At 48.8% G+C, this 23382-nt stretch carries 19 protein-coding genes; 12 read left to right on the forward strand and 7 right to left on the reverse strand.

Translation table 11 applies throughout. The features are described 5' to 3' along the window. Positions 1-56: 56 nt before the first annotated feature. Together CD05_RS18945 and CD05_RS0114610 are read right to left on the reverse strand one after the other, a co-directional pair. A complete protein-coding gene (locus CD05_RS18945; RefSeq protein ID WP_051589054.1) occupies positions 57-989 on the reverse strand; it encodes a ParB/RepB/Spo0J family partition protein in 933 nt (310 codons plus the stop codon). Between the two features lie 37 nt (positions 990-1026). Then, on the reverse strand, positions 1027-1818 hold the full coding sequence (locus tag CD05_RS0114610) for an AAA family ATPase (protein ID WP_028511102.1): 792 nt from the start codon (positions 1816-1818) through the stop codon (positions 1027-1029). Between the two features lie 136 nt (positions 1819-1954). Here CD05_RS0114610 and CD05_RS20100 point away from each other — a divergent pair, with 136 nt between their 5' ends. Then, a complete protein-coding gene (locus CD05_RS20100; protein WP_051589055.1) occupies positions 1955-2593 on the forward strand; it encodes a hypothetical protein in 639 nt (212 codons plus the stop codon). 421 nt (positions 2594-3014) lie between these two features. Then, on the forward strand, positions 3015-3848 hold the full coding sequence (locus tag CD05_RS0114620) for a ParB/RepB/Spo0J family partition protein (protein ID WP_242841276.1): 834 nt from the start codon (positions 3015-3017) through the stop codon (positions 3846-3848). Positions 3849-4171: 323 nt separating this feature from the next. Here the strand turns inward: CD05_RS0114620 and hisC are convergent, their stop codons facing one another. Beyond that, positions 4172-5233, reverse strand: coding sequence for a histidinol-phosphate transaminase (gene hisC / locus CD05_RS0114625; protein ID WP_028511104.1), 1062 nt, complete (start codon positions 5231-5233; stop codon positions 4172-4174). A 65-nt stretch (positions 5234-5298) separates the two neighbouring features. Beyond that, positions 5299-7041: a CAP domain-containing protein gene (locus tag CD05_RS0114630; RefSeq protein ID WP_028511105.1), complete on the reverse strand. Its 1743-nt coding sequence runs from the start codon at positions 7039-7041 to the stop codon at positions 5299-5301. Positions 7042-7662: 621 nt separating this feature from the next. On the opposite strand from CD05_RS0114630, the gene CD05_RS0114635 reads away from it, so the two are divergent. Genes CD05_RS0114635 through CD05_RS20105 form a run of 3 tightly spaced genes read left to right on the forward strand, consistent with a single transcriptional unit; the run spans position 7663 to position 10923 of the window. Continuing rightward, positions 7663-8586: a hypothetical protein gene (locus CD05_RS0114635; RefSeq protein ID WP_028511106.1), complete on the forward strand. Its 924-nt coding sequence runs from the start codon at positions 7663-7665 to the stop codon at positions 8584-8586. Continuing rightward, the gene (locus CD05_RS0114640; RefSeq protein ID WP_028511107.1) at positions 8586-9530 is read left to right on the forward strand and encodes an ABC transporter ATP-binding protein; all 945 of its coding nucleotides are present in this window, start codon (positions 8586-8588) and stop codon (positions 9528-9530) included. Before CD05_RS0114635 ends, CD05_RS0114640 begins: the two co-directional genes overlap by 1 nt. Beyond that, positions 9523-10923, forward strand: coding sequence for an ABC transporter permease (locus tag CD05_RS20105; protein ID WP_051589056.1), 1401 nt, complete (start codon positions 9523-9525; stop codon positions 10921-10923). Before CD05_RS0114640 ends, CD05_RS20105 begins: the two co-directional genes overlap by 8 nt. A 494-nt stretch (positions 10924-11417) precedes the next feature. On the opposite strand, the gene CD05_RS0114655 is transcribed toward CD05_RS20105, so the two are convergent. Continuing rightward, complete coding sequence (locus tag CD05_RS0114655) at positions 11418-11933, reverse strand: TIGR04002 family protein (protein ID WP_028511109.1); 516 nt, start codon at positions 11931-11933, stop codon at positions 11418-11420. Positions 11934-12320: 387 nt separating this feature from the next. On the opposite strand from CD05_RS0114655, the gene CD05_RS0114660 reads away from it, so the two are divergent. From CD05_RS0114660 to CD05_RS18960, 3 genes are read left to right on the forward strand one after another with little or no spacing between them, the layout of a single operon-like run. Further along, positions 12321-13094, forward strand: a complete 774-nt coding sequence (locus CD05_RS0114660) for a TatD family hydrolase (RefSeq protein ID WP_028511110.1) — start codon at positions 12321-12323, stop codon at positions 13092-13094. A 4-nt stretch (positions 13095-13098) separates the two neighbouring features. Next, positions 13099-14046 (forward strand): glycosyltransferase family 2 protein, encoded by a 948-nt coding sequence (locus tag CD05_RS0114665; protein ID WP_028511111.1) that lies wholly within the window; start codon positions 13099-13101, stop codon positions 14044-14046. Positions 14047-14101: 55 nt separating this feature from the next. Then, complete coding sequence (locus CD05_RS18960) at positions 14102-14617, forward strand: SseB family protein (protein WP_037323064.1); 516 nt, start codon at positions 14102-14104, stop codon at positions 14615-14617. A 655-nt stretch (positions 14618-15272) separates the two neighbouring features. Here CD05_RS18960 and groL read toward each other — a convergent pair. Together groL and CD05_RS0114680 are read right to left on the reverse strand one after the other, a co-directional pair. Then, positions 15273-16913 carry a chaperonin GroEL gene (groL, locus tag CD05_RS0114675; RefSeq protein WP_028511112.1) on the reverse strand — a complete coding sequence of 547 codons (1641 nt, stop codon included), beginning with the start codon at positions 16911-16913 and terminating at the stop codon, positions 15273-15275. A 40-nt stretch (positions 16914-16953) separates the two neighbouring features. Beyond that, positions 16954-17226, reverse strand: coding sequence for a co-chaperone GroES (locus CD05_RS0114680; RefSeq protein ID WP_028511113.1), 273 nt, complete (start codon positions 17224-17226; stop codon positions 16954-16956). A 774-nt stretch (positions 17227-18000) separates the two neighbouring features. On the opposite strand from CD05_RS0114680, the gene CD05_RS18965 reads away from it, so the two are divergent. The 4 genes from CD05_RS18965 to CD05_RS0114700 all read left to right on the forward strand — a co-directional run bounded on the left by CD05_RS18965 (position 18001) and on the right by CD05_RS0114700 (position 23110). Beyond that, the gene (locus CD05_RS18965; RefSeq protein WP_051589057.1) at positions 18001-18735 is read left to right on the forward strand and encodes a response regulator transcription factor; all 735 of its coding nucleotides are present in this window, start codon (positions 18001-18003) and stop codon (positions 18733-18735) included. Beyond that, complete coding sequence (locus tag CD05_RS0114690) at positions 18728-20143, forward strand: HAMP domain-containing sensor histidine kinase (RefSeq protein WP_028511114.1); 1416 nt, start codon at positions 18728-18730, stop codon at positions 20141-20143. The genes CD05_RS18965 and CD05_RS0114690 overlap by 8 nt, the downstream gene beginning before the upstream one ends. A 90-nt stretch (positions 20144-20233) precedes the next feature. After that, the gene (locus CD05_RS0114695; RefSeq protein WP_028511115.1) at positions 20234-21535 is read left to right on the forward strand and encodes a trypsin-like peptidase domain-containing protein; all 1302 of its coding nucleotides are present in this window, start codon (positions 20234-20236) and stop codon (positions 21533-21535) included. 1008 nt (positions 21536-22543) lie between these two features. Further along, positions 22544-23110 carry a hypothetical protein gene (locus CD05_RS0114700; RefSeq protein WP_028511116.1) on the forward strand — a complete coding sequence of 189 codons (567 nt, stop codon included), beginning with the start codon at positions 22544-22546 and terminating at the stop codon, positions 23108-23110. The last annotated feature ends 272 nt before the right edge of the window (positions 23111-23382 follow it).

Raw genomic sequence — 23382 nt, forward strand, 5'->3', positions numbered from 1 at the left:
TAAAATAAACTCTTTATGCAAATTGTTCCACGTGGAACATTTTTGTTTTGATAGCTTTAGCTCTGGCTCTCGGTGAGCTTTTTCATAAGCTCCCGGAAGGCTTCCTCGTTCTTGCACTCTATCGTGAGCTTTGTCTTGCCGCCCTTTGCCTGCTCGACTTTTACCGGCTGGCCGAAGGTCTGTTTGAGCGCAAGCTCCGCCTCCACAAGGAAGGTGGGCTTTTTAGGTCTAGGCTTGGGTGAGGCTTTTTTCATTTTCTTTTGTGCCTCGATAAGGTCGCTCAGCTGCTTTACGCTCAGCTGCTCGGTCGATGTCAGGTCTGCAAGCTCGAGCTGCCTTTTTTCATCGAGCGGTGCGAGCAGCTTTGCGTGTCCTGTCGAGATAACGCCGTTTATCAGCATATTCCTCACATCAACATCAAGGCTCAGCAGGCGCAGGCTGTTTGCGATGCTCGACCTTGGCTTGCCGACTACGTCTGCGACCTCCTGCTGGGTCATGCCGTAGTTATCCATAAGGCTCTGATAGCCCATTGCCTCGTCTATCGGGTTTAAGTCTTCCCTTTGCAGGTTTTCTATCAGCGCAAACTGTGCGACCTGCTTATCATCAAGCTCTCTGACAACTGCCGGCACCTCGGTCAGCTCTGCGACCCTTGCTGCACGCCAGCGGCGCTCACCTGCGACTATCTGATAGCCGCCGTTTGAGAGCGGCCGCACGAGCAGCGGCTGCAATATGCCGTGCTGTCTTATCGAATCTGCGAGCTCGGATATCTTCTCCTCGTCGAATTCCTTTCTCGGCTGGTCGGGGTTTGGCTCTACGAGCGACAGGCGGATAGTCTCAACGCCTTTTCTCGCCATGCCGCCCTCCCCTTCTGCGGACGGCTCGCCGTCTGAGTTTTCGTCGAGCTCCTCGTCCGGCTCGTCGTCGAAGAAGTGGTCGTTGAACAGGTCGTCAAGACCCGACTGCTGTTTCTTTGCTTTTTTTCTTCCCATGGCTCTTTCCTTTCAGCAATGTTCCACGTGGAACATTTTAGTTTTTCTTAGGTTTTACGGACTTTTTACGGTCCCTCTTTATCATTTCCTTTGCAAGCTCCTCATAAGCTCTGGCGCCCTTTGACTTTTTGTCGTAGTAGATCACCGGCTCGCCGTAGCTGGGGGCTTCGGATATCGCAACGTTTCTCGGGATAACTGTATCGAACACGAGCTTGCCGAATTTCTTCCTCACCTGCCCTGTTACCTGTGCGGTGAGCTTATAGCGTTCGACATACATCGTAAACAGTATGCCCTCGACTTCGAGTGTGGGGTTATAGCTCTGGCGGACTCTCTTTATCGTATCCGAAAGCTCGACAAGGCCTTCGAGCGACAGGAACTCGCACTGGAGCGGTATGAGCACCGAGTCGGCTGCTGCGAGAGCGTTTATCGTGAGCATATCGAGTGTCGGCGGACAATCGATGAACACATAGTCATAAAACCCCCGTGCGTTCTCGAGCTTTGAGCGAAGGCGTGTCGCACGGTTTTGCTGGCTTATGAGCTTTACCGCAGCGCCCGACAGATCCTGCGTTGTCGGCACGACTGATACGCCTGTGAACTCTGTAGCTGTTATTGATTCGAGCAGGTCGCACTTATCTGTTATGACCTCGTAGATCGTATTTCTGATACGGCTCTTTTTTATTGCAAAGCTCGTGGTCGTATTGCCCTGCGGGTCAAAATCGACTATGAGCACCTTTTTACCATTCTTACCGAGGACTGCCGCAAGGTTGACCACTGTTGTGGATTTTCCCACGCCGCCCTTCTGGTTTGAAACGGCTATGACCTTTCCCATTTGATTACTCCTTTATGTTAAATGTATAAATCAACTATCAAGGCAACACTCCTTATTACGGAGCATACCTATACATTATCTATTATACTACAATTTTTGCGTTTTGAAAAGGGGTATTGGGTAAAAAATTTATTTTTTGGCGGTGGAGGGTGACATCTTCCGCCGGCACGACAACTGCACCTGTTCTGTAACTTACGAGTGCGGCAGGCAGCGGCAGGACGTTTGGAGCAAGAAGACCTGGCAGGCATCAGAGGACGAGGTGAAAGCCCGAAAGGAAGCCGAGGCGGCGTCTAAGCCTGTGGTGAATAGTAAGGAGCAGGCGAAGGAGCTGGAGGCAAGGGTGCTTGACAAAACGGGGGAAAGTGGTATAATGTCTTTAGGAAGTGATAATATGGCTGAGTTTAACAAGCTGGGGAGAATCAATACTCAGCCACTTGAAAAGGAATTTGGAAAGCTAAAGACTGATGAGATAGTTGTTACTGATGAAAGGCTTGAACATATTCGCAATCGTCATCCAGAAGATTTTGAGTTATTTGAGCAATATGGAATTTCAACTGTTGATACTCCGGATTTAATTATTAAGGACGAAAAAAGCGAAAATACTGTTTTTATGGTAAAAAGACTTGATACTACAAATTTAAATGTTGTTGCAAAGTTGATTCTTGACACTGATAATAATGACTATAAAAATTCTGTGATGACATTTTATCGTATAAGAGATAAAAACCTTAAAAAAATAGAAAAAAGGAATAAAACTCTTTACAAAAGAGAATAAATATGGTATAATATGAGTAGGATAAGAACAGGCATTTTGAAGTAGAGATTGTGCTGCTACGCACCCTTTGGGTCAAAAGAAATGTGGGAAGGGGCACACCCACCAAAATGCCGTTTTTGAACCGCTTCGAGTAATCGGAGCGGTTTTCTTATACCCAAAAACAGAAAGGACTTGAAATTATGGACTTAAAAGACACTATCGACCTTATGACATCAGAAGACTACAAAGAGCACATCGAACTATAATATCACCCACAAGCACTTGCTAAGGACATAAATGTCCCTGGCAGGTGCTGTTTTTATACCCATTTTTATTTCCCGGCGGCAGGATTCGACTTGATATTTGCAGGGGGAGGTATATTATATAGTTACACCCGGGCGGTCGATCGCCGGGGGACACTACAAAGAAAAGGAGCTTTAAAATGAAAATGGGAATACTAAGCAAGGCAAGAGACATGGAATTATTCGGGTTTGATACGGACAAGACCGGGGCGGTGCTCGATATACCGGTGGGGGCGATAAAGCCTAACCCCAGGCAGCCGAGAAAGGTCTTTGATGCTAATGATCTGACATCGCTTTCACGGAGCATTGCGCAGGACGGGGTGATACAGCCGCTCACTGTAAGAGACAAGGACGGCTATTACGAGCTTGTTTCGGGGGAGAGGAGGCTAAGAGCTGCGAAGATAGCAGGGCTCAACACCGTTCCGTGCATAATCACTGACATATCGGACGAGCGCTCGGCGGTATATGCGCTCATTGAGAACATACAGCGCTGCGACCTTAATTTTTTTGAGCAGGCGCAGGCGATAAGCGAGCTGATAGGGAAATACGGCTTCACGCAGGAGGAAGCGGCGCTGAGGTTAGGCTTAAGTCAGCCGGCGGTGGCGAACAAGCTGCGGCTTTTACGGCTTGGGGAGGACGAGAGGACGCTCATCATGACAAACGGGCTTTCGGAGCGGCACGCAAGGGCTCTGCTTCGGTGCGAGAGCAAGGAGCAGCGCAGGGAAGTGACAGAGCGGATAGTCAGCTGCTCGATGAATGCGCTTCAGACCGAGAAATACATAAAGAGCTTACAAAAGGCCGAGAAGATAAAGCGCAGCTATCAGAAGCGTGCGCCGATACTGCGTGATGTGAGGTTATTTGTAAACACGATGAACAAGGCAGTGAGGGTGATGCAGCTGGCAGGAGTAAAGGCGAACACAAAAAAGGTCGAGCACGAGGGGTATGTGGATTACATTGTGAGCATACCGGTATAGAGCAACGGCACCTTTGTCGGATACATGACAAGGGTGCCGCTTTTTATATTTTATCAGTATGGTCGAACCAGCGAAGCTGCCATGTGTCGGGGTCGTTAAGGTCGATATCTTCCTTTTTCTTTGAGGTGTCGATACAAAGAGCGCCTGCATAAAAAATAATAAAGAAAAAAGAATAATGAATAATGAATAATGAATAATAAAGGTATCGCCTTCGGCGATGATATTTTAAATCATCGACCGCTTACTCGATACCTTTATTTTTATTTCTTATTTATTCTTTCTTCTTTATGCTTTTAGCAGGTGCTGCCAAAAGCACCTGCGCTTTATACTACAAGCTCTTTTATAGCTGATATCATTTTATCCGTCTGCTCGTCGGTGCCGACGGTGATACGCAGGAAGTTATCTATCCTCGGTTTATCGAAAAATCTTACGAATATACCCTTATCTCTGAGGTATGAGAATATCTCCTTAGCGGTATACTTGTTATGCGATGCAAAGAGGAAGTTGGCGCTGCTCTTTGCGACTGTGAAGCCCATATCTTCAAGAGCTTTTGTCAGGCGGTCACGGGTGGAGACTATCTTAGCTATAGTATCCTTGAAATACTTATCGTCATCAACTGCGGCGCAGCCGGCTGCTATAGCTACTGCGTCAACGGGGTAGGAGTTATAGGAATCCTTGACGGCGTTCATATAGCTGATAAGCTCTTCACTTGCCATTGCAAAGCCTAAGCGCATACCGGCAAGCGAGCGTGATTTTGAAAAGGTTCGTGTGATGACGAGGTTTTCATATTCAGGCAGCAGGTCGATACAGCTCTCGCCGCCGAAGTCGATATACGTTTCATCTATCACGACTATAACGTCCCTGTTTGCATCGAGGAGCTTTTTTATCTCGCTCTTATCAAGGGCGATGCTCGTGGGGGCGTTGGGGTTGGGGAAGATGATACCGCCGTTTGGCTGAGTATAGTCGTTCACATTCATTGTGAAGTCCTCCTTAAGGGGGAGGGTCTTATAGGGTATCTTTAAGATATCGCACCACACGGGGTAGAATGAATAGGTCACATCGGGGTAGAGGATAGGTCTATCGGAATTAAAGAATGCCCTGAATGCTGCTGCGAGCACATCGTCAGAGCCGTTGCCGACGAAGACCTGCGAGGGCTTTAAGCCATAATACTCTGCGAGCTTTGACTTTAGCGGCTCGGAAGAAAAATCGGGGTAGAGGCGCAGCTTTTCTGCGTCAAATGCTGAGATAGCCTTCTGCACCCCGGGGGAAGGGGGATAGGCGTTCTCGTTAGCGTTAAGTTTGATGATATCGGCCGTCTTGGGCTGCTCGCCTGCGACATAGGGCTCGATATTTATAAGATTTTTACGAAAGCCTTGTTTTTCCATTGGTGTGTGTCTCCTTAAATATTTTATCGGCTGCCCCTTTATAAGAGGCAGCCTGAGTGTTTGTGTCAGGGGGTATAGAACAGCTGCTCCCAGTAGGTGAAATCATCGCCGTTATCGTCGGTATAGGAATAGCAGCCTATAGCCATATACTTATAGTCGGGGTTTAGCATATTGTCAAGGTGCCTCGGCGAGTTCTTCCAGTTATCAAATGCTTCGGCAACGGTATAGGTCTTATTCATGCCGTAGGTGATATTCTCGGCTATTGCGTGGTAGCTAAGGCCGACCTCGGCAAAGACTGTCTTATACTTATCGCCGCTGGGGCGGTCATGCTTAAAGAGCTTGCCGAGCTCCTTTGCCCTGATAGTCGCTGCGTTATCGAGGACTTCATAGCCTTCGAGGGGGGCAACGCCGTATTCCTTACGCAGAGCGTTTATAAGGGTGAGCATCTCCTTGGTATATTTATTGATATTGCCTTTCTTTATCTCGGGGGCTTTAGTGGTGATTATCAGTGAATTCGGGTCATCAGAGAAGTCAGACTTGGGAGCGTAGAGAGTATAGCCGTTGACGACGAGGCGGTAATAGCCGTTGCTCGTTTCACCTGTACAGGCGGCGTTATAATACTTCTCATAGCTGCCACGGTTTGCTGAGGTGAGGTCAGGCTGCTCATAGAGGATACCTGCCTTTACAGCGTAGATAGTCTTACTGTATTCCTTGACGGTAAATCTCGGCAGGGTGGTGGTGGCGACTGTGACGACAGGGCGCTGGGCGGTAGTTGTTACCGGGGCCTGGGTCTGAGCCTGAGTCTGCGGAGGCAGAGTCTCTGCTGCTGTAGTCGTGGTAGCAGTGGTAGTCTTTTTCTTAGTCTTCTTTTTGGTGGTGGTAGTAGTTTTCTTAGTTGTAGTAGTGGTTTTCTTTGTGGTCGTGGTCGTTTCTGTTGACTCAGGGTCCTGCTTATCGGTGCCGCTGTCGGGAGTTTCGACAGGGATACCCTTTTGTTCGAGGGTATTATTAAGCACGCTTGTGAGGATAATGAGCTTATTCATATTAAGCTCGGGGCCTGAGCCCTGAGAGGGGGGCTGGGTATTGACTGCGACTGTCATTTCCTCGAGCTGGGCGGCGACGGCCTGGAGCTTTTCCTTGACATCGTCGTCGCTATAGCTGCTGATATAGCCGGAGTAGCCGTCTATCTCAAGATAGGTGGAGTTTACTTCCGAAACGAGCTCCTCGGGGGAGGAGAAGTCCGAGCCTTCGAGTGTGCCGCCGTTTACGAGCTCATCTATCAGCTTGAAGTTATTTGTATCCTTTTCAAAGAGCTGCACGAGCTCGCCGACCGACTGCTCCTTGGGGACTTCGGTGTTTCTGCGGAGAACGCCGAGAGGCGTATGGATATCGCCGTAGGTATCGTATATTATCTGCTGCCCCTGGATAGTGAAATTAGTCACGACTGCGCCGTATTCATCGGTGAAGGTGAGCTTGCCGTCTTCGACTGTGGCTGTGAGCACTCTGCCGGTATCGTCAGCAAAGGAATAGCTATCGACTGTACGGTCGCCTGAACGGAGGACATAGCCGTTATTCTCGGCGGACACCGACACGCCGGCAGAGCCGTTATACGGGGGCAGGGAGATACTTTCAAGCTCGTTTATATGGTTGACGACTGCCTCGGGGACATAGGTATCGTTTGTACCCTCGAAGACCATGCCCGACTGTTTATCGAGGTTATGTGTTATATCAGGCATATAGTTCCCGGAAACGCCCACTGCTGCAAAGCAGGCAGCAAGAGCTACCGTGAAAAACTGTTTACTCTGCATAACAACACCACCTTTGACGTTTTAATATTATAATATAGTATACTTTCAAAAGAGTATAGTGACCTATGATAGTCTATTATACCACAGAATATGGTAAAGGTCAACACAAAACGCTCTTTTCATAGTTAAAGAATTGTGAAAGAAGTCAAATGTTTTAAGAAATGCTTTGCAAGGGAGAGGGGAGGGGGAGCTGCATTGCACAGGTATCATATATTTCGCAGTATGAACGATGTTCATTCGTTATTTTTCACAAAATTTTTAATTAAATTGCGAAAGCAAGCTGTTTCGGGTGCTTTTTAATGCTCTGAGCTTGAAAAGGGTCTTGAAATTATTAAAAGTGTGTGGTATAATATCCTTTGATTGGTGTAATATTTTAAGGCAACACCGCACAAAGACCGCCTGAAGGCTTTGTACGCAACTTACTTGCATCTTTTCCGTCATATTACACATTTTTTCCTTGAAATACGGTAGTATTCCTTCGGAAAATCTGTGCAATCTGACGAAAAAGCTGACTGCGCAATTTGCGCACAATCTTCGTGCGGTGTTGCCTTAATTACAGAAACAGATATCCAGAATAAAAATGCTGCACCGGTCAGACCTATTACAGAAAGGAAGAGACACATGAAAACTAAAAAGCTGAACCGTGGCCTTGTGCTCGGCGGCGCACTTCTTGTGGGGCTTGCAGGCTTTGTGACCTTTGATTACTTCAATTTCAAAAGCAACAAGGATGAGATAAAGACCACTGTCGAAGAATACTTTGACAAATGCGCCAGAGCAAGCGTTTCCGAGGACGGCGATTGCAGGGAGGCGTTAGAGAAGGTCATAACCGACAGCTGGGGCTACAACAGCTTCTACAGCAAGTCGTATCTGTCAAGCTACACCACGGCTGAGGACATCACATCCGGCATAGACCGATACACAGATGATGAATACAAGCAGGGGCATCTGACCGACTGCACGGCTATAGTATCTGACCTTAAGGTATCAAAGGCAGGCCCTAATCTTGCACAGGCAGATCTTGATCTCACAATAAGATTCAAGGGTATCGGCCAGGCACATATGCTGGGTTACGACGATGCATACAACACCATATTTGACAGCTACAATTACACAGATCACAATGTCGAGATACCCACGACCTCGAAGGTATTTGACGGGCTTGAATACGAGGGCACTATGGATTACGAGGGAACGGTGAGCGTTTACCTTGAATACGAGGGCGGCGAATGGAAGATAGTCGGCGTTGACGGATTTTGCAATTATATACTTGATCTTTGTGACAAGGACGGCGAAGAGATAGATCTTACAGAATATGCAAACGGCAGCAGCGGCAAGAGCGAAGACGGCAAGGACAGTAAGGGAAGTGAAGCAGGCTTCAAGATAAAGATGCCTGACGGAACTCTGACAGACATACCCGAAAATGCGAGCATAGCCGATCTTAACGATCTGCCGGAGGGTGCTGAGATAATCCGTGTCGGCGGTGCAAAGGGCGCTGACGGCAAGGCTGATGAGAGCAGCCCGGAAAAGTCAGGGGGTGAGGGTTAATGGCTGAAACAGTACTTAAGATAGAGAAGCTCAACAAGACCCTCGGAAAGAGGCACATTCTTCACGACATATCGTTTGAGGCGTATGCAGGCGAGGTATTCGGCTTCTTAGGGCCTAACGGTGCAGGCAAGACGACGACGATAAAGTGTGCGGTGGGTCTTATCTCGACAGACGACGGCGTTATAGAGATATGCGGCCACAATGTAAACAAGGAATTTGAGGCTGCTATGGCAAACGTCGGCGGTATAGTTGAGAACCCCGAGATGTACAAATACCTCACGGCAAGGCAGAACTTAGAGCAGTATGCAAGAATGAGGGACGGCGTGACTGCCGAGAGGATAGACAAGGTGGTAGAGCTTGTAGGGCTTACCAACAGAATGAACGAGAAGATAATGAAATACTCGCTCGGTATGAGGCAGAGGATAGGTGTGGCGCAGGCGCTTTTACATAACCCCAGGCTGCTTATACTTGACGAGCCGACCAACGGTCTTGACCCGGCAGGCATAAAGGAGCTGCGTGACATACTCAAAAAGCTAGCACACGAGGAGGGCGTATGCGTTATCGTATCGTCGCACCTTATGAGCGAGATGGAGCTGATGTGCGACAGGGTAGGCATCATAGCAAACGGGCATATGCTGGGCGTATACACTCTTGAGGAGATGATAAGCTCATCGAACGGCTCGACTACTGACTATCTCATAAAGTGCTCTGACGTGAACAGGGCTTACGAGATAGTTGACATTGAGGGCATTGAGAAGAAGATAGTAAACGAGGAGCTTGAAGTTATAGTTCCCAACGAAAATGCACATGACATAATATCGGCCATCAACAAGCAGATAGTGATGAATGACATCGGGCTCTTTGAAGTTACCATGAGAGAGAAGAAGAAGCTCGAAGAAGTATTCATTGAGATGACAAACAACGGAGGTGGTCAGATTGAGTAAGTTTATGGGGCTTTTGAAAAACGAATACATAAAGCAGCTCAAAAAGAAATCCACCCTGTTCATCTTTGTGCTTGTGGCTGTATTTGCGTTCGGTCTGGCAGGGCTTGTAAAGCTGACTTTGCTGATCGACGGCGATCTGGACGAGACAAAGAGCAGATTCACAAGCTACAATTACACTGATGAGATAGAGGCGGCAAAGGAAAACAAAAACGACAAGCACCTTGAATACCTGACATATCTACAGGACAACAAGATAAACATCACCAACTGGAAGGTAGAGCTTGCACAGGTGAAGTTTGACGAGGAATTATACAGCAAGACTTCACTTGCGTACAGGGCTTCGGAGGGGTATGACGGCGACATAAAGACGCTTTACGGCGGATTTATAGAGAACAACGACTGGAAGGGCTATTACGAATTCTTAAAGACAAGGATAGACAATGAAGACCTTATCTGGGCGATAGACTACCGTCTTGACAAGGATATAGCGCCTGAGGAGAACTCCTATGCAGACGATGCTGACTGGCGCAACTCTGTACTTGACACATATGTTGAGTGCATGATGCAGAAGGAGGCGTCATTCTCCGACCAGCAGAAGCAGGCATACGAAGACGAGGCGCTGACTGCAAAATACAGGCTTGAAAACGACATAACGGTAAACATTGCAGGCTCGTCGCTTACAGAAATGGTGAGCGAGGACGGCGGAGCGCAGTACGAGACAGGCGGCATTGAGAAGCAGACATTATGGAACTCGTTTACATCGAGCACGAGTGTGGTATCATTTATCGGAATGCTGATAATAGTTATCGCTGGCGGCATAATCGCTTCCGAGTTCTCAAACGGCACGATAAAGTTCTTACTCATAAACCCGAGGACGAGGGGCAAGATACTGATATCGAAATATGTGACCGTTATCTCGATAGGCTACATCATGATGATACTCTGCTACATATTCTCGCTGATATCGTCTATCATATTCTTCGGCACATCGGACATGGGTGCTATGTACATAAAGACCTCGGCCGGCGTTACAAAGGCTGTTTCGGGCTTTACATACATATTCGAGCAGTATATGCTTTCAAGTGTATACGTTGTAGTAATGGCGACATTTGCATTTGCGATATCCTCTGTTGTAAAGAGCTCATCGCTGGCGATAGGTCTTGGCATATTTGCCATGAGCATGGGCGAGAATGCCGTACAGATACTCAAAATGGCGTTCAATGTTGATGCCGGCAGATACACGATATTTGCAAACTCAAATCTCCAGACGATAGCTCAGGGGCAGACACTTTTCCCCGGGCAGACGCTCGGCTTTGCGATAGCTGTTATAGTTATCCACATGGCAGTATTCCTACTCACTGCGTGGGACGGATTTGTAAGGAGAGATGTATAAGGAAAGCCCGCAGGAGACTGCGGGCTTTCTTAATGCATAATGCATAATGAAGGTGCGCCTGACGGCGATGTTATGGCCATTCGGCCTGTCGGTCGGACGGTTTCGGCTAAACCGTAGGACTTGCGCCCTGAAAGGGGCTGTCTTCGTCTTCTTCGTCCTCAACTCAGCGTGTGGGGGTGAACCCGAAGGGGGTGGCGTAGGCGCAGCCGGAGCAGGGGGGCGACCGGAAAGCCCCCCTACCGTAGCGTAATGATAGCGAGAAACTACCCTTTTAGCTAAATAGTGAGGGCAGCTTACCTTCAAGGGAACGCTCTCGTCCTCAGGGGGTACACGAGGGGCTTTCCGGTCGCCCCTCGACCCTTCGGTTCGCCGCCTTCGGCGGCTCTGCCCGAATGGGCATATCGTCCTGCGTGAGCAGGACACCTTCATTATGCATTATGCATTATGCATTATGCATTGAAAAAAGCGCCCGGCGGGCGCTTTTGGGGGTGAGGTCATTTTGCTTCTGCTCTGATGTGCTTTGCAGCACCGGATCTGTCGAGTGCTGTGCCTACAAGGATGAACACGATACTGCTTGCGGCAATCTGAACGGTGTTTGCTGCTGCGTCTGCAAAGCCTGCGGCTATGCTGTTATAGATAACAAGTCCGCTATAGAGGCCGTAGCCGCCTACGCAGAGGATAAGCGCAGGTATCAGTGCGAACAGGTTTCTCTTAGAAACGATACCGGAGCTCTTGCCGGAGAAAGCGACTGTCGTGAGAGCCTTGATGATGATAGTTGCAGGCACCCAGATAAAGTAGCCTGAGAGCGCATCGGAAAGGCCTGCGCCTATTGCTGCGGCTGCGGCTGCGTAGGGTGTCGGAAGTATCGACGCTGCCAGGAACACTGCACTGTCGCCTATATGGACATAGCCCTTGATAGTTGGCACCTGTATGAACGCTGTGAGCACATAGATGAGTGCTGCGAACACTGCGGTGAGTGTGATGAGTCTGAGTTTGTTGTCTTGTTTCATTTTGACCGTCCCCCTTGTGGTTTTTGTCTGACTATATTCTACACCCGTTTTTTACAAAATGCAAATCGGGCGATGAGGGGCGCTTCGGGGTGGTGTTTAGTATGTGTTGCACTAAGCGGCGGTGCGGCGGTGTGTTATATATGTATAAAATAAACATACAAATTCACTGGCGATTTTTAACTGGGAATGGACGGCCGGCATTTTGTACAATGGGGGGCTTTACAGGGGCAGGGCGGCTGTGCATTAGGTAGAAAAGAAATCATTCTATTCCTTGCGGATTAGTAGGTATTGATGGAGCGGCGCCGGGTTTATTAAAATTCTTGACAATACCCTGATGCTGTGTTATAATATATATGTATAGCTATTTGGTTAAGGAGATCGTTAAAGTTGTTTGACGGGATATTTGATTCGCACTGCCATTATGACGACCACGCCTTTGACGGCGACAGGCAGGCGGTAATTGAAGGCTTGTTTGCAGGCAGGGTGGAATATCTGATGCACGCAAGCACAGATGAGGCATCAGCGCTCTACGGCATAGAGGCTGCAAAAAAATATGAGAATTACTACACATCTATTGGCTTTCACCCGGAAAACAGCGACACCACACCTGATGACTTTATAGCCGTGCTCGAGCGGCTGCTGCAAATGAGCGGCAAGATAAAGGCGGTGGGTGAGATAGGGCTTGACTACCACTACGAGGGCTATGACAGGGAAAGGCAGATATACATTTTCAAGCAGCAGGTGCTGTTTGCAAATGAGCACGGGCTGCCTGTTATAGTTCACAGCAGGAATGCCACCGAGGACACCATGGAGATACTTTCAGGGCTCAGGCCGAGGGGGGTCATGCACTGTTTTTCGGGCTCTGCCGAGACGGCGGCTGAGGTGGTAAAGCTCGGTATGTACATAGGCTTCACGGGTGTGCTTACCTTCAAGAACTCAAAGAAAGCAAAGAAAGCCTGCGCACAGGCAGGACTTGACCGGATACTTATCGAGACGGACTGTCCGTACATGGCGCCCGAGCCGTTTCGTGGGCAGCGCTCTGACAGCTCGATGTGCGAGCAGACGGCGGCTGCGGCGGCGGAGATCTTCGGGGTCGATACGCAGACGGTGATAGAAAAAACTAACGAGAACGCACGCATTCTCTTTGGGATAGGAGGATAAAGGCGTGGCAAGTGTTTTATACATAGTAGTTCCATGCTACAACGAGGAGGAGATGCTGCCGATAACGGCGCAGGCGCTTCTCAAAAAGCTCGACTCGCTTATCGCTCTGGGCAGAGTGAGCAAGCAGAGCAGGATAATGTTTGTCGATGACGGCTCGAAGGACAAGACCTGGGAGATCATCGAGAAGCTGAGTAATGCAGCCCCGGCATTTGTGGGCATAAAGCTCTCACGAAACAGAGGGCATCAGAACGCACTTTTGGCAGGGCTTATGACAGCCAAGGACAGGTGCGACATAACTGTTTCGATGGACGCTGATCTTCAGGACGATGTCGATGCAGTTGACAGGTTCCTTGATGAGTATGAAAAGGGCGCACAGATAGTTTACGGGGTGCGTTCATCAAGAGACAAGGACACGGCGTTCAAGAGAAACACCGCAAGGATGTATTACCGCACGCTTGAACATTTAGGCGTTGAGATAACCTACGATCACGCAGACTACAGGCTGATGAGCAAAGAGGCGCTCGAAGGGCTTGCAAGGTTCAAAGAGGTAAATCTCTTTTTGCGGGGGCTCGTGCCTATGGTGGGCTACAAGAGCGCAACAGTCAAATATGTAAGGAACGAACGTGAGAAGGGCGAATCGAAATATCCTCTCAAAAAGATGATATCATTTGCGATAGAGGGCATAACCTCGCTCTCGGTAAAGCCGATACGGTTCATAACCTTTCTCGGGATATTCGTTTTTCTTGTCAGCATAATACTGCTGATAAGGTTTTTCGTCATATGGTGCATGGGAAAGGCGGTCGCCGGCTGGGCAACTATCGTCATATCCATATGGGGCATTGGCGGCTTACAGCTTTTAGCTATAGGCATTATAGGTGAATACATCGGCAAGATCTACCTTGAAACGAAGCAGCGGCCACGCTACATCATTGAAAAGGATCTTGAACTGTAGTATCACACACAGCACAACACAGCAACAAAAATTCATTATAAAGGAGATAATCATTATGGCAGATCAGCAGGTAACAAACCCCAAGCTCATTGAAGCAATAGAGAACATGAGAAAGGACTTCACACCCGACACACAGAATGCAACTATTAATGCTGCACTCCGTTCGACCTTCTATGTTCCGGCTATCATCGAGAAGAAGAAAGAGATCGTTGCAAACGCTAACAACGAGGTAAAGTTCGAGGAGAAGCCCAAGGCACGCTTCCTCCTTATAAGAAAGAAGGACGGCGACAAGGACGAGACATACTTCCCGGCATTCACTGATGCTGAGGAGCTTGCCAAGTTCAACTCCAAAGAGCCCTTCCAGAGAGTAAAGATGAAGTTCGGCGACCTTGCTATGCTGGTCGAGCAGGTATCCACCATCAAGGGCTTTGTAATAAACCCGATGTCACACAATCTTCCCTTTACAAGAAGTATGCTTGAAGGCATCAAGCAGGTGCTCATAAAGAGAAGGAACGAGCAGCAGGCTGATGCTGCAAAGGCTGAGCCGGCAGCTGAGACTGCTGAGGAATAAGGCAGAAGCTAATACATAAGTTTTGCCCCCGAGTGTTAAAAAGCGCTCGGGGGCCTTTATATTAATGCAAAATGCATAATGCATAATGCATAATTGAGGTGCGCCGCAGGCGCTTATTGCAAGTTTCGCAAAGCGAAACTTGGCTGTGAAGCGTAAGCAGACGAGCCCCATATCGGGCGGTAACGCTGCGCTTAGTGAATAGTGAACAGTGAAGAGTGAATAGTGAATTGTCGGCTTGCGCCGACGTATGGCCATTCGGCCGTTCCGACTTGACGGTTTCAGCTAAGCCGCAGGCTTTGCACCCCGAAGGGGGTGGCGGCAGCTTCGCTGCCGCAGGGGGGCGCATGAGCTGTCTGCGACAGCTCGAAAGCCCCCCTACCGCAGCGTGAGAAGAATGAGAGACTACCCTCGAAGCTATACTGTAGGAGAGTTTTTCCTTCAAGACAACGCTCTCGCTCCCATAGGGTACATTGTGGGGGCTTTGCGGTCGCCCCCACGCCCCTTCGCAGCAACGGCTTTGCCGCTGCGGACTCCGATCTATATTAGTGATGATAATACCGCAATTACGCTGTAATGCAAACACAAAAACGCCGCAGGGTCTTATGTGCTGACCTTGCGGCGTTGTGCTATTTAGTTATTTGCAGGGAGGGGGTTATCAGTACATTCCGCCGCCCATGCCGCCTGCTGCTGCGGCTGCCATTGCTGCGTCTGCGGCAGGATCCTTGATATCTGCTACAAGGCTCTCTGTTGTGAGCACCATAGATGCTACTGATGCAGCGTTCTGGAGTGCGGAACGTGTGACCTTGGTCGGGTCAACGATACCGGCAGGGATCATATCCTTATACTCCTCGTTATATGCATCGAAGCCGTAGCCCTTCTTGCCGGAGGAAACTATCTTATCTATTATTACAGAGCCTTCAAGGCCTGCGTTGAGAGCTATCTGACGAACAGGCTCTTCAAGTGCCTTAAGAACTATTGCAGCACCTGTCTTCTCATCGCCTGCGAGAGACTCAACGAGTGCTTCAACTGCCGGCATAGCGTTGATAAGAGCTGTACCGCCGCCTGCAACGATGCCTTCCTCGACTGCTGCCTTTGTAGCTGCGAGAGCGTCCTCTATTCTGAGCTTCTTTTCCTTCATCTCTATCTCTGTAGCAGCACCTACCTTGATGACTGCAACGCCGCCGGAGAGCTTAGCAAGGCGCTCCTGGAGCTTTTCTCTGTCGAAATCAGATGTGGTGTTCTCGATAGCAGCCTTTATCTGAGCAATTCTGCTCTTGATAGCGTCAGACTCGCCTGCGCCGTCAACGATGATCGTGTTCTCCTTCTGAACGACTATCTGACGTGCGGAACCGAGCTGGTCAAGAGTTGCTTCTGAAAGCTCCATACCGAGCTCGGAAGAAATTACCTCGCCGCCTGTGAGGATAGCGATATCCTGGAGCATTTCCTTTCTTCTGTCGCCAAAGCCGGGAGCCTTTACTGCAACGCAGGTGAACACGCCTCTGAGCTTATTGAGGATAAGTGACGAAAGTGCCTCGCCCTCAACGTCCTCGGCGATGATAAGGAGCTTCTTGCCCATTTTAACTATCTGCTCGAGGAGAGGGAGAAGATCCTGCATATTGGAGACCTTCTTATCTGTGATAAGAACGAGAGCGTCGTCCAAAACTGCCTCCATCTTATCTGTATCTGTTACCATATAGGGGGAGAGGTAGCCTCTGTCAAACTGCATACCCTCGACTACCTCTGAGTATGTCTCGGCAGTCTTTGATTCTTCTATTGTGATAACGCCGTCGGAAGTTACCTTCTCCATAGCCTCAGCTATGAGCTTGCCGACATTCTCATCAGCGGAAGAAACTGTAGCGACTCTTGCGATATCGTCAGAGCCCTCTACCTTCTTGGAGTTCTCGATTATTGTCTTGACTGCTGCGTCAACAGCCTTTGCCATACCCTTTCTTACTACCATAGGGTTAGCGCCTGCTGCGATATTCTTCATACCCTCTCTTACAAGTGCCTGAGCAAGGAGAGTAGCTGTTGTTGTACCGTCGCCTGCTGCGTCGTTTGTCTTTGTAGCGACTTCCTTGACGAGCTGTGCGCCCATATTCTCGAATGCGTCTTCAAGCTCTATCTCCTTAGCGATAGTTACGCCGTCGTTTGTGATAAGGGGAGCGCCGAATTTCTTATCTAAAACTACGTTTCTGCCCTTGGGGCCTAATGTTATCTTTACTGTGTCAGCGAGCTTATCAATGCCTGCCTGGAGAGCCTTTCTTGCAGCTTCGCTGTAAATTATCTGCTTTGCCATTGTTTATTACCTCCGATTGTTAATACTTTTCAAAAAGGGTTTATTCTACTACTGCGAGGATATCTTCCATTTTAACGATGGTGTATTCCTGGCCGTCTACCTTGACGTCTGTGCCGCTGTACTTGCTGATGAGCACCTTATCGCCTGTCTTGACTGTCATTGTGACGTCCTTCTTGCCTTCGCCGACTGCAACGACCTCAGCGACCTGCGGCTTTTCCTTAGCTGTACCTGCGAGGATTATTCCGCTCTTTGTTGTTTCCTCTGCTTCTGTCATCTTAATAACTACTCTGTCCTGTAACGGTTTGATGGTCATTATATATTCCTCCTTATTCAGACCGCACCCTTAATTCAGTTAACAGTTAACAGTTAATAGTTAATAGTTTTGGTATCGCCCTACGGGCGATGATGCCCATTCGGGCTTTCACCCGGACGTTTTAATATCCATGCGCCGCAGGCGCATACCATAGCTGTTAACTGTTCACTGTTAACTCTTAACTGCAAAAGGCCGGTGTTAGTTACATGGATTAGCACTCTTATGCCCCGAGTGCTAAATACTATTTTATCACACTTTCCCAAAAATTCAAGTGATTACACGAGCTTTACACAAAATTTGTATATCTGCACAAACGGGCGTGCTTTTGCTATGTAAGATATAGGCACAACGCACAGCAAATGTGGCTTTCTTACCTTTATACATTATATATGCCGTGCAGGCTGTGGTTATGAATTAGTTAATGCTGAGTATGAAGGGAATTTTGATAAAATCATATAGCTAATTCTGGAAGTTGAAATGACAGCAATCGTGCATTTATGACAAAATTTTATGGCAACAATAGGTGTGGTTTTTTAACAAATTGTGTAAGTTAACAAATAGTTCACACAAAATCTGAAAATATCTATTGACTTTTGAGTGTTAATTTGTTATAATTTTACTATCAATTAGAATTAATCTTTGATTTTGTTTAAAATTGGGGAGAGGCACTTAGAACGGGCGGTGCCCCGTGATAACAGACGGGCGGTCTCAGGTGTGAAGAAAGCCTGCAATGACCCGTGAACTATATCTAAAAGTAAGAAAGGATGAGTAATTATGTCTATGGGAAGAGTGCTCGTAGTAGATGACGACAAGAACATATGTGAGCTGTTAAGGCTTTATCTTGAAAAGGACAATTACGGTGTGATACTTGCACATGACGGTGAGGAGGCTATCGTTAAGTTCAACGCCTTAAAGCCGGACATAATCCTGCTTGACGTAATGCTCCCCGGCATTGACGGCTGGCAGGTATGCAGAGAGATAAGAAAGAAGTCTAACGTTCCGATAATCATGATAACCGCTAAGAGCGAGACATTTGACAAGGTGCTCGGTCTTGAGCTCGGCGCTGATGACTATGTTACAAAGCCCTTCGATACCAAGGAAGTAATCGCAAGAATAAAGGCTGTTTACAGACGTGCAGGCCAGGGCAGCGGCGACAATGAGATAAAGGAAGTAAAATACGACAAGCTCTCTGTCAACATGACAAGGTACGAGCTGAGGGTCAACGGTGTTGTTGTTGACACGCCGCCCAAGGAGCTCGAGCTTCTTTTCCACCTTGCTTCAAACCCGAACAGAGTTTACACCAGAGACCAGCTTCTTGACGAGGTATGGGGCTTTGAGTATTACGGTGACTCCAGAACTATCGACGTTCATGTTAAGAGGCTCCGTGAAAAGCTCGACGGCGTTTCGGATAAGTGGAGCTTAAAGACCGTATGGGGCGTAGGCTACAAGTTCGAGGCAGAGGAAAAGCAGGCTCAGGCAGCGCAGGGTCAGCAGCCGGCAAATGAATAAAGGAAAAAGCATATTTTCCAAATATTTTGTGATCTGTTCAGCAGTAATACTCATAAGCTTCATTTGCTTAGGCGCAGTATTACTGCTTGTTTCTTCACGGTACTTTATTGAAGACAGAAAGGCGCTGCTGAAAAAGAACTGTGACGGTGCAGCTTACGAAGTAAAAGAGGTCATGCTGGACACCCCTTCTGACTGGAAGGCGCAGGCCAGCGAGATCATGAAGGAATATGCAATGGGCTGCAATGCCCACTTTATACTGGCAGACAAAAACGGAAGGATACTTGAAAAGACCTACGGCTCGGACAAGATAGGCACTGAGGTGTCTGAAGACCTGCTGGAGAGCATAGACGAGGACAACTACTACGTCTACGACAACTTCGGCGGACTGACGAGCGAGAGCAGCCATGTATGCGGCGTGAAATTTTCGGCGAACGGGCCGGATTACTATATGCTCAGTACTGCTGCTACGAGCGAGGACAACGACTACGTCTACAACCTGCTCGAGGTATTCGGCATATCGGCTGTGATAGTGCTTATCATTGCGCTTTTCATAGTATACTTTGCGACGATGAAGCTGACAGAGCCGGTAAAGGAGATAGCCGGGCTGTCAAAGAAGATAGGTAAGGGCGACTTTGATGTTACCTTCCCGGATTACGACATTGCGGAGTTCAAGCAGCTGAGTGTCGCCTTCAACGAAATGGCGGCATCTCTCAAGAGCTACGACACGATGAGAAACTCCTTCGTGGCAAACGTTTCGCACGAGCTGAGAACGCCTATGACATCTATCGGCGGCTTTGTGGACGGGCTTCTTGACGGGACGATACCCGAGGGCAAGAGAGAGGAATACTTAAGGATAATATCCTCTGAGGTACACAGGCTGACGAGGCTTGTCAAGAGTATGCTCAATCTTGCGAAGATAGAGGCAGGCGAGCTTGAACCAAAAATGGAGAAGTTCTCTGTCATCGAGCTGATAGTCGAGACGCTGATGACCTTTGAGAACAGGATAGAGGAAAAAGAGATAGAGATAAGAGGTCTTGATGCGCCGAGGATATGGCTGTATGCTGACGAAGGCCTTGTTCATCAGGTGATATACAACCTGATAGAGAATGCGATAAAGTTTGTAAACAAGGGCGGATACATAGAGTTCGGCTTCAACCCGATAGGTGACAGGACTGTTATCTCGATAAGAAACAGCGGCGAGGGTCTTAGTGAAGAAGAAATGCCGCTGGTATTCGACAGATTCTACAAGACCGACAAATCCCGTGGACTTGATGCGACGGGCGTAGGTTTAGGCCTTAACATAGTAAGCTCGATCATCAGGCTGCACGGCGGCAAGATAATGGTAAAGAGCGTCAAGGGCGAATACACGGAATTCTTATTCACGCTGGCTAATTCGGACAATGCGTGATACTCTTATAATGCAGAATGCATAATGCATAATGCATAATTAATTGTGTCGGCTGATACGGCGGCTGTTAGCTGAAACGGTGGTGATTTTTTGAGCTTTTTTGATGAAGATGTCTTTTTTGCTGATGACATAAAAATGGCAGAGGCGGAGGAAAATGTATTCTCCATGCCGAGCGGTGCTTCAAATGATGCGGCGGCCGGCAGTCTTCTTGCTGCAAAAGAGCGCAGAAGGTCGGGGAAGATCAAGATGATAACCTCGACGGTCGTCATCACGACTGTGCTGATAGCAGGAATGGCGATGCTCACTGTGCTCATAAAGGGCAGGGGCTGGGCGGCAAACCTCATTTTAGGGGGAAAGAACATAGAGTTCACGCTGCCGGTGGCGAAATACCCTGATGTTGACATTGCCGACAAGGACGAATACGGCCGCTACACGACTGAGGGGCTTGTGAAGGCTGTGGCTGACACGGTAGTCGAGATACAGATATTCAAAAGCGGCAACGGCATAGCGCCTTCGAGCCAGGGCAGCGGCATAATAATCTCGGAAAACGGCTACATCGTGACTAATGCGCACGTTGTAAGCGAGGCGACGCTCGGCATAAGAGTAGTGCTCGCAGACGGGGCGGTATACGATGCTGTTGTGATAGGCAGCGACGACGGCACGGACATTGCCGTTATCAAGATAAACGCCTCAGGGCTCAATTTCGCATCTTTTGCTGACTCGGACGGGGTGAGCTTAGGCGAGGACGTATGCGCAATAGGCGCACCGGGCGGCTTTGCAAACTCGGTGACAAAGGGAATAGTTTCCGGCAAGGACAGGCACATTGCTGCACAGAGCGCTGATGTGAAAATGGAGTGCTTACAGCTTGATGCTGCGATAAACCCGGGCAGCTCGGGCGGTGCGGTATTCAATATGTACGGACAGGTGATAGCTATATCCTCCTCGAAGCTGGCATCGAAAAATTACGACGGCATAGGCTTTGCGATAACCACAAATGCTGCTAAGCCCATTATCGAGAGCTTAATGGAGCACGGATATGTGGCAGGCAGGATAAAGGTCGGGATAACCTTTTACGGGATAAGCGAGAAGGCGGCCGACAATGCCAAGGTGGAGATAAAGCCGGGGCTTTACATAGTGGCTATAGACGAGAGTGCTGACATATCAAACACAAAGCTGAGTGTTGACGATGTTATCACGAGCATTGAGGGCAAGGCTGTGACGTGCTTAGACGAGCTCAAGTCAGTGCTTGAAGACTACTCGCCCGGCGACGAGGTGACGGCGCACGTTTTCAGGCCGGCGATAACCGGCAAAGGCGAGGAGTTTGACATCAGCTTCAGGCTGATGGAGGACAACGGTGGGTTCGTGGAGAACTCGCTCGGGAAGAATGCGTAACAGACTATAAAAAAGAGGCAGGAGACTGTCTCTTTTTTTATTGAGCCGGGCAATTTAAGAATGCACAATGCATAATGCATAATGCATAATGCATAATTGAGGTGTCATGTCCTTTTCGCCTTCGGCTCAAAGGACTCAAGTTTTGCTTCGCATAACTTGGCTTGCGCAGGACAGATGCCCATTCGGGCTGTCAGTCGGACTGATAGACTTCAAGGCGGCGTTCTCGTTACCGCAGGGTACATTGTGGGGGCTTTGCGGTCGCCCCCACACCCCTTCGCAGCCGGCATAATAGTTAACAGTATACAGTTTACAGGTAATAGTTATGGTGTCCTGCTTGCGCAGGACAGATGCCCATTCGGGCTGTCAGTCGGACTGATCAGCTTCAAGGTGGCTCTCTCGTTACCGTGGGGTACATTGTGGGGGCTTTGCGGTCGCGCCCACACCCCTTCGCAGACGGCATAATAGTTAACAGTATACAGTTTACAGGTAACAGTTATGGTGTCCTGCTTGCGCAGGACAGATGCCCATTCGGGCTGTCAGTCGGACTGATAGACTTCAAGGCGGCGTTCTCGTTACCGCAGGGTACATTGTGGGGGCTTTGCGGTCGCCCCCACGCCCCTTCGCAGCCGGCATAATAGTTAACAGTTTACAGTTAACAGGTAACAGTTATGGTGTGCGGCAAAGCCGCACGATATGGCCATTCGGCCTGTCGGTCGGCATATTCTCTTTCGCAAATGCGCTCTCCATATAACTGCCGAAAAATTAATCGTCCGACACCGCCGCATAATGTGCTATCCTTTCGCACGCAGTAGGTGCGGCGGTAGACAGCCCACCCGGCGAGGGCGGCGGTACACGGCCCGTCCGGCCCTAGGACCCCGCCCGGCCCTAGGGCACGAAAACCTTTTAGTTTATGAAAAGAAACTAATTTGTAATAATTCTGTTATTTAATTCCCGGGAAAGCTGCCGATATATAATTCATAAGGCGATGAGAAAGGGGGCGTTGGCGGTATGAGGATAGAGGCTGTCAATGCGTTTACCTACACGGCTGAGACAAAGGAAAAGGTAAAGATACAGCTGACCGGCAGCGAGGCGAGGCAGGCGGCAAGCGAGGGCAGGGCGGACGTGCTGACGCTCTCGGACGAAGCGAAAGCGGCGCTTGACAAGCTCGGCAGACAGGTTGAGAAGCAAAACGATCTGTCAGGTCAGATATATTACATGAAAACAGAGCTTGAAAACAGCAAGAAGGCCGCCGAGGCGCAGGCTGACGAGGCAACACACAAGCTCAAGATGCTTGAAATAGCAAGGCGCTTGCAGCACGGCGACAAGGTGCCGTCTCAGGACGAGCGGGCGCTTATGGAATATGACGACAAGCTGTATCAGGTGTCAAAGCAGATAGGGCTTATGAAGGAGCCCAAAGAACGAAAAGAGTATGATTCATTATTAGACGACGATGAGGGAACGGAGGAGGATATCAAGTCAACAGCTGACAGGCCGGCAGAGCTCGGCGTACAGATAGAAGGAGTGGCAGATGCGGAGGCAGCGGCAGATGATGTAAGTGAGGTTCAGCTCGAGTGAGAGGAGTTGATAAAAAATGCAAAAAGTGAATAAGTCGAATGGCGATGCAGGGGCAGGCGATGCGGGAGTAGTAGGGTCGCAGATCCGAGGACAAGAGGCAGACAGCTTGCCGCTTGCACAGGCCATTATATCGGCTTTATATAAAAGAAAAAAATAGGGGCGTTTTCACCGTCGGTGAAGGCGCTTTTTTATTTAAGGAAAATTAACAAACCCTTATTATTAGTTGTATTGACAAATTGCATAAAAACGTGTATATTATTTATTTATAAAGA

This window comes from Ruminococcus sp. NK3A76, assembly GCF_000686125.1.
Lineage (GTDB): Bacteria > Bacillota > Clostridia > Oscillospirales > Ruminococcaceae > NK3A76.

What these genes read in the sequence shown, in the direction of transcription:
- CD05_RS18945 (WP_051589054.1), bottom strand. Translation starts at nt 989, where the DNA reads ATGGGAAGAAAAAAAGCAAAGAAACAGCAGTCGGGTCTTGACGACCTG.
- CD05_RS0114610 (WP_028511102.1), bottom strand. Translation starts at nt 1,818, where the DNA reads ATGGGAAAGGTCATAGCCGTTTCAAACCAGAAGGGCGGCGTGGGAAAA.
- CD05_RS0114620 (WP_242841276.1), top strand. Translation starts at nt 3,015, where the DNA reads ATGAAAATGGGAATACTAAGCAAGGCAAGAGACATGGAATTATTCGGG.
- hisC (WP_028511104.1), bottom strand. Translation starts at nt 5,233, where the DNA reads ATGGAAAAACAAGGCTTTCGTAAAAATCTTATAAATATCGAGCCCTAT.
- CD05_RS0114630 (WP_028511105.1), bottom strand. Translation starts at nt 7,041, where the DNA reads ATGCAGAGTAAACAGTTTTTCACGGTAGCTCTTGCTGCCTGCTTTGCA.
- CD05_RS0114635 (WP_028511106.1), top strand. Translation starts at nt 7,663, where the DNA reads ATGAAAACTAAAAAGCTGAACCGTGGCCTTGTGCTCGGCGGCGCACTT.
- CD05_RS0114640 (WP_028511107.1), top strand. Translation starts at nt 8,586, where the DNA reads ATGGCTGAAACAGTACTTAAGATAGAGAAGCTCAACAAGACCCTCGGA.
- CD05_RS0114655 (WP_028511109.1), bottom strand. Translation starts at nt 11,933, where the DNA reads ATGAAACAAGACAACAAACTCAGACTCATCACACTCACCGCAGTGTTC.
- CD05_RS18960 (WP_037323064.1), top strand. Translation starts at nt 14,102, where the DNA reads ATGGCAGATCAGCAGGTAACAAACCCCAAGCTCATTGAAGCAATAGAG.
- groL (WP_028511112.1), bottom strand. Translation starts at nt 16,913, where the DNA reads ATGGCAAAGCAGATAATTTACAGCGAAGCTGCAAGAAAGGCTCTCCAG.
- CD05_RS0114680 (WP_028511113.1), bottom strand. Translation starts at nt 17,226, where the DNA reads ATGACCATCAAACCGTTACAGGACAGAGTAGTTATTAAGATGACAGAA.
- CD05_RS18965 (WP_051589057.1), top strand. Translation starts at nt 18,001, where the DNA reads ATGTCTATGGGAAGAGTGCTCGTAGTAGATGACGACAAGAACATATGT.
- CD05_RS0114690 (WP_028511114.1), top strand. Translation starts at nt 18,728, where the DNA reads ATGAATAAAGGAAAAAGCATATTTTCCAAATATTTTGTGATCTGTTCA.
- CD05_RS0114700 (WP_028511116.1), top strand. Translation starts at nt 22,544, where the DNA reads ATGAGGATAGAGGCTGTCAATGCGTTTACCTACACGGCTGAGACAAAG.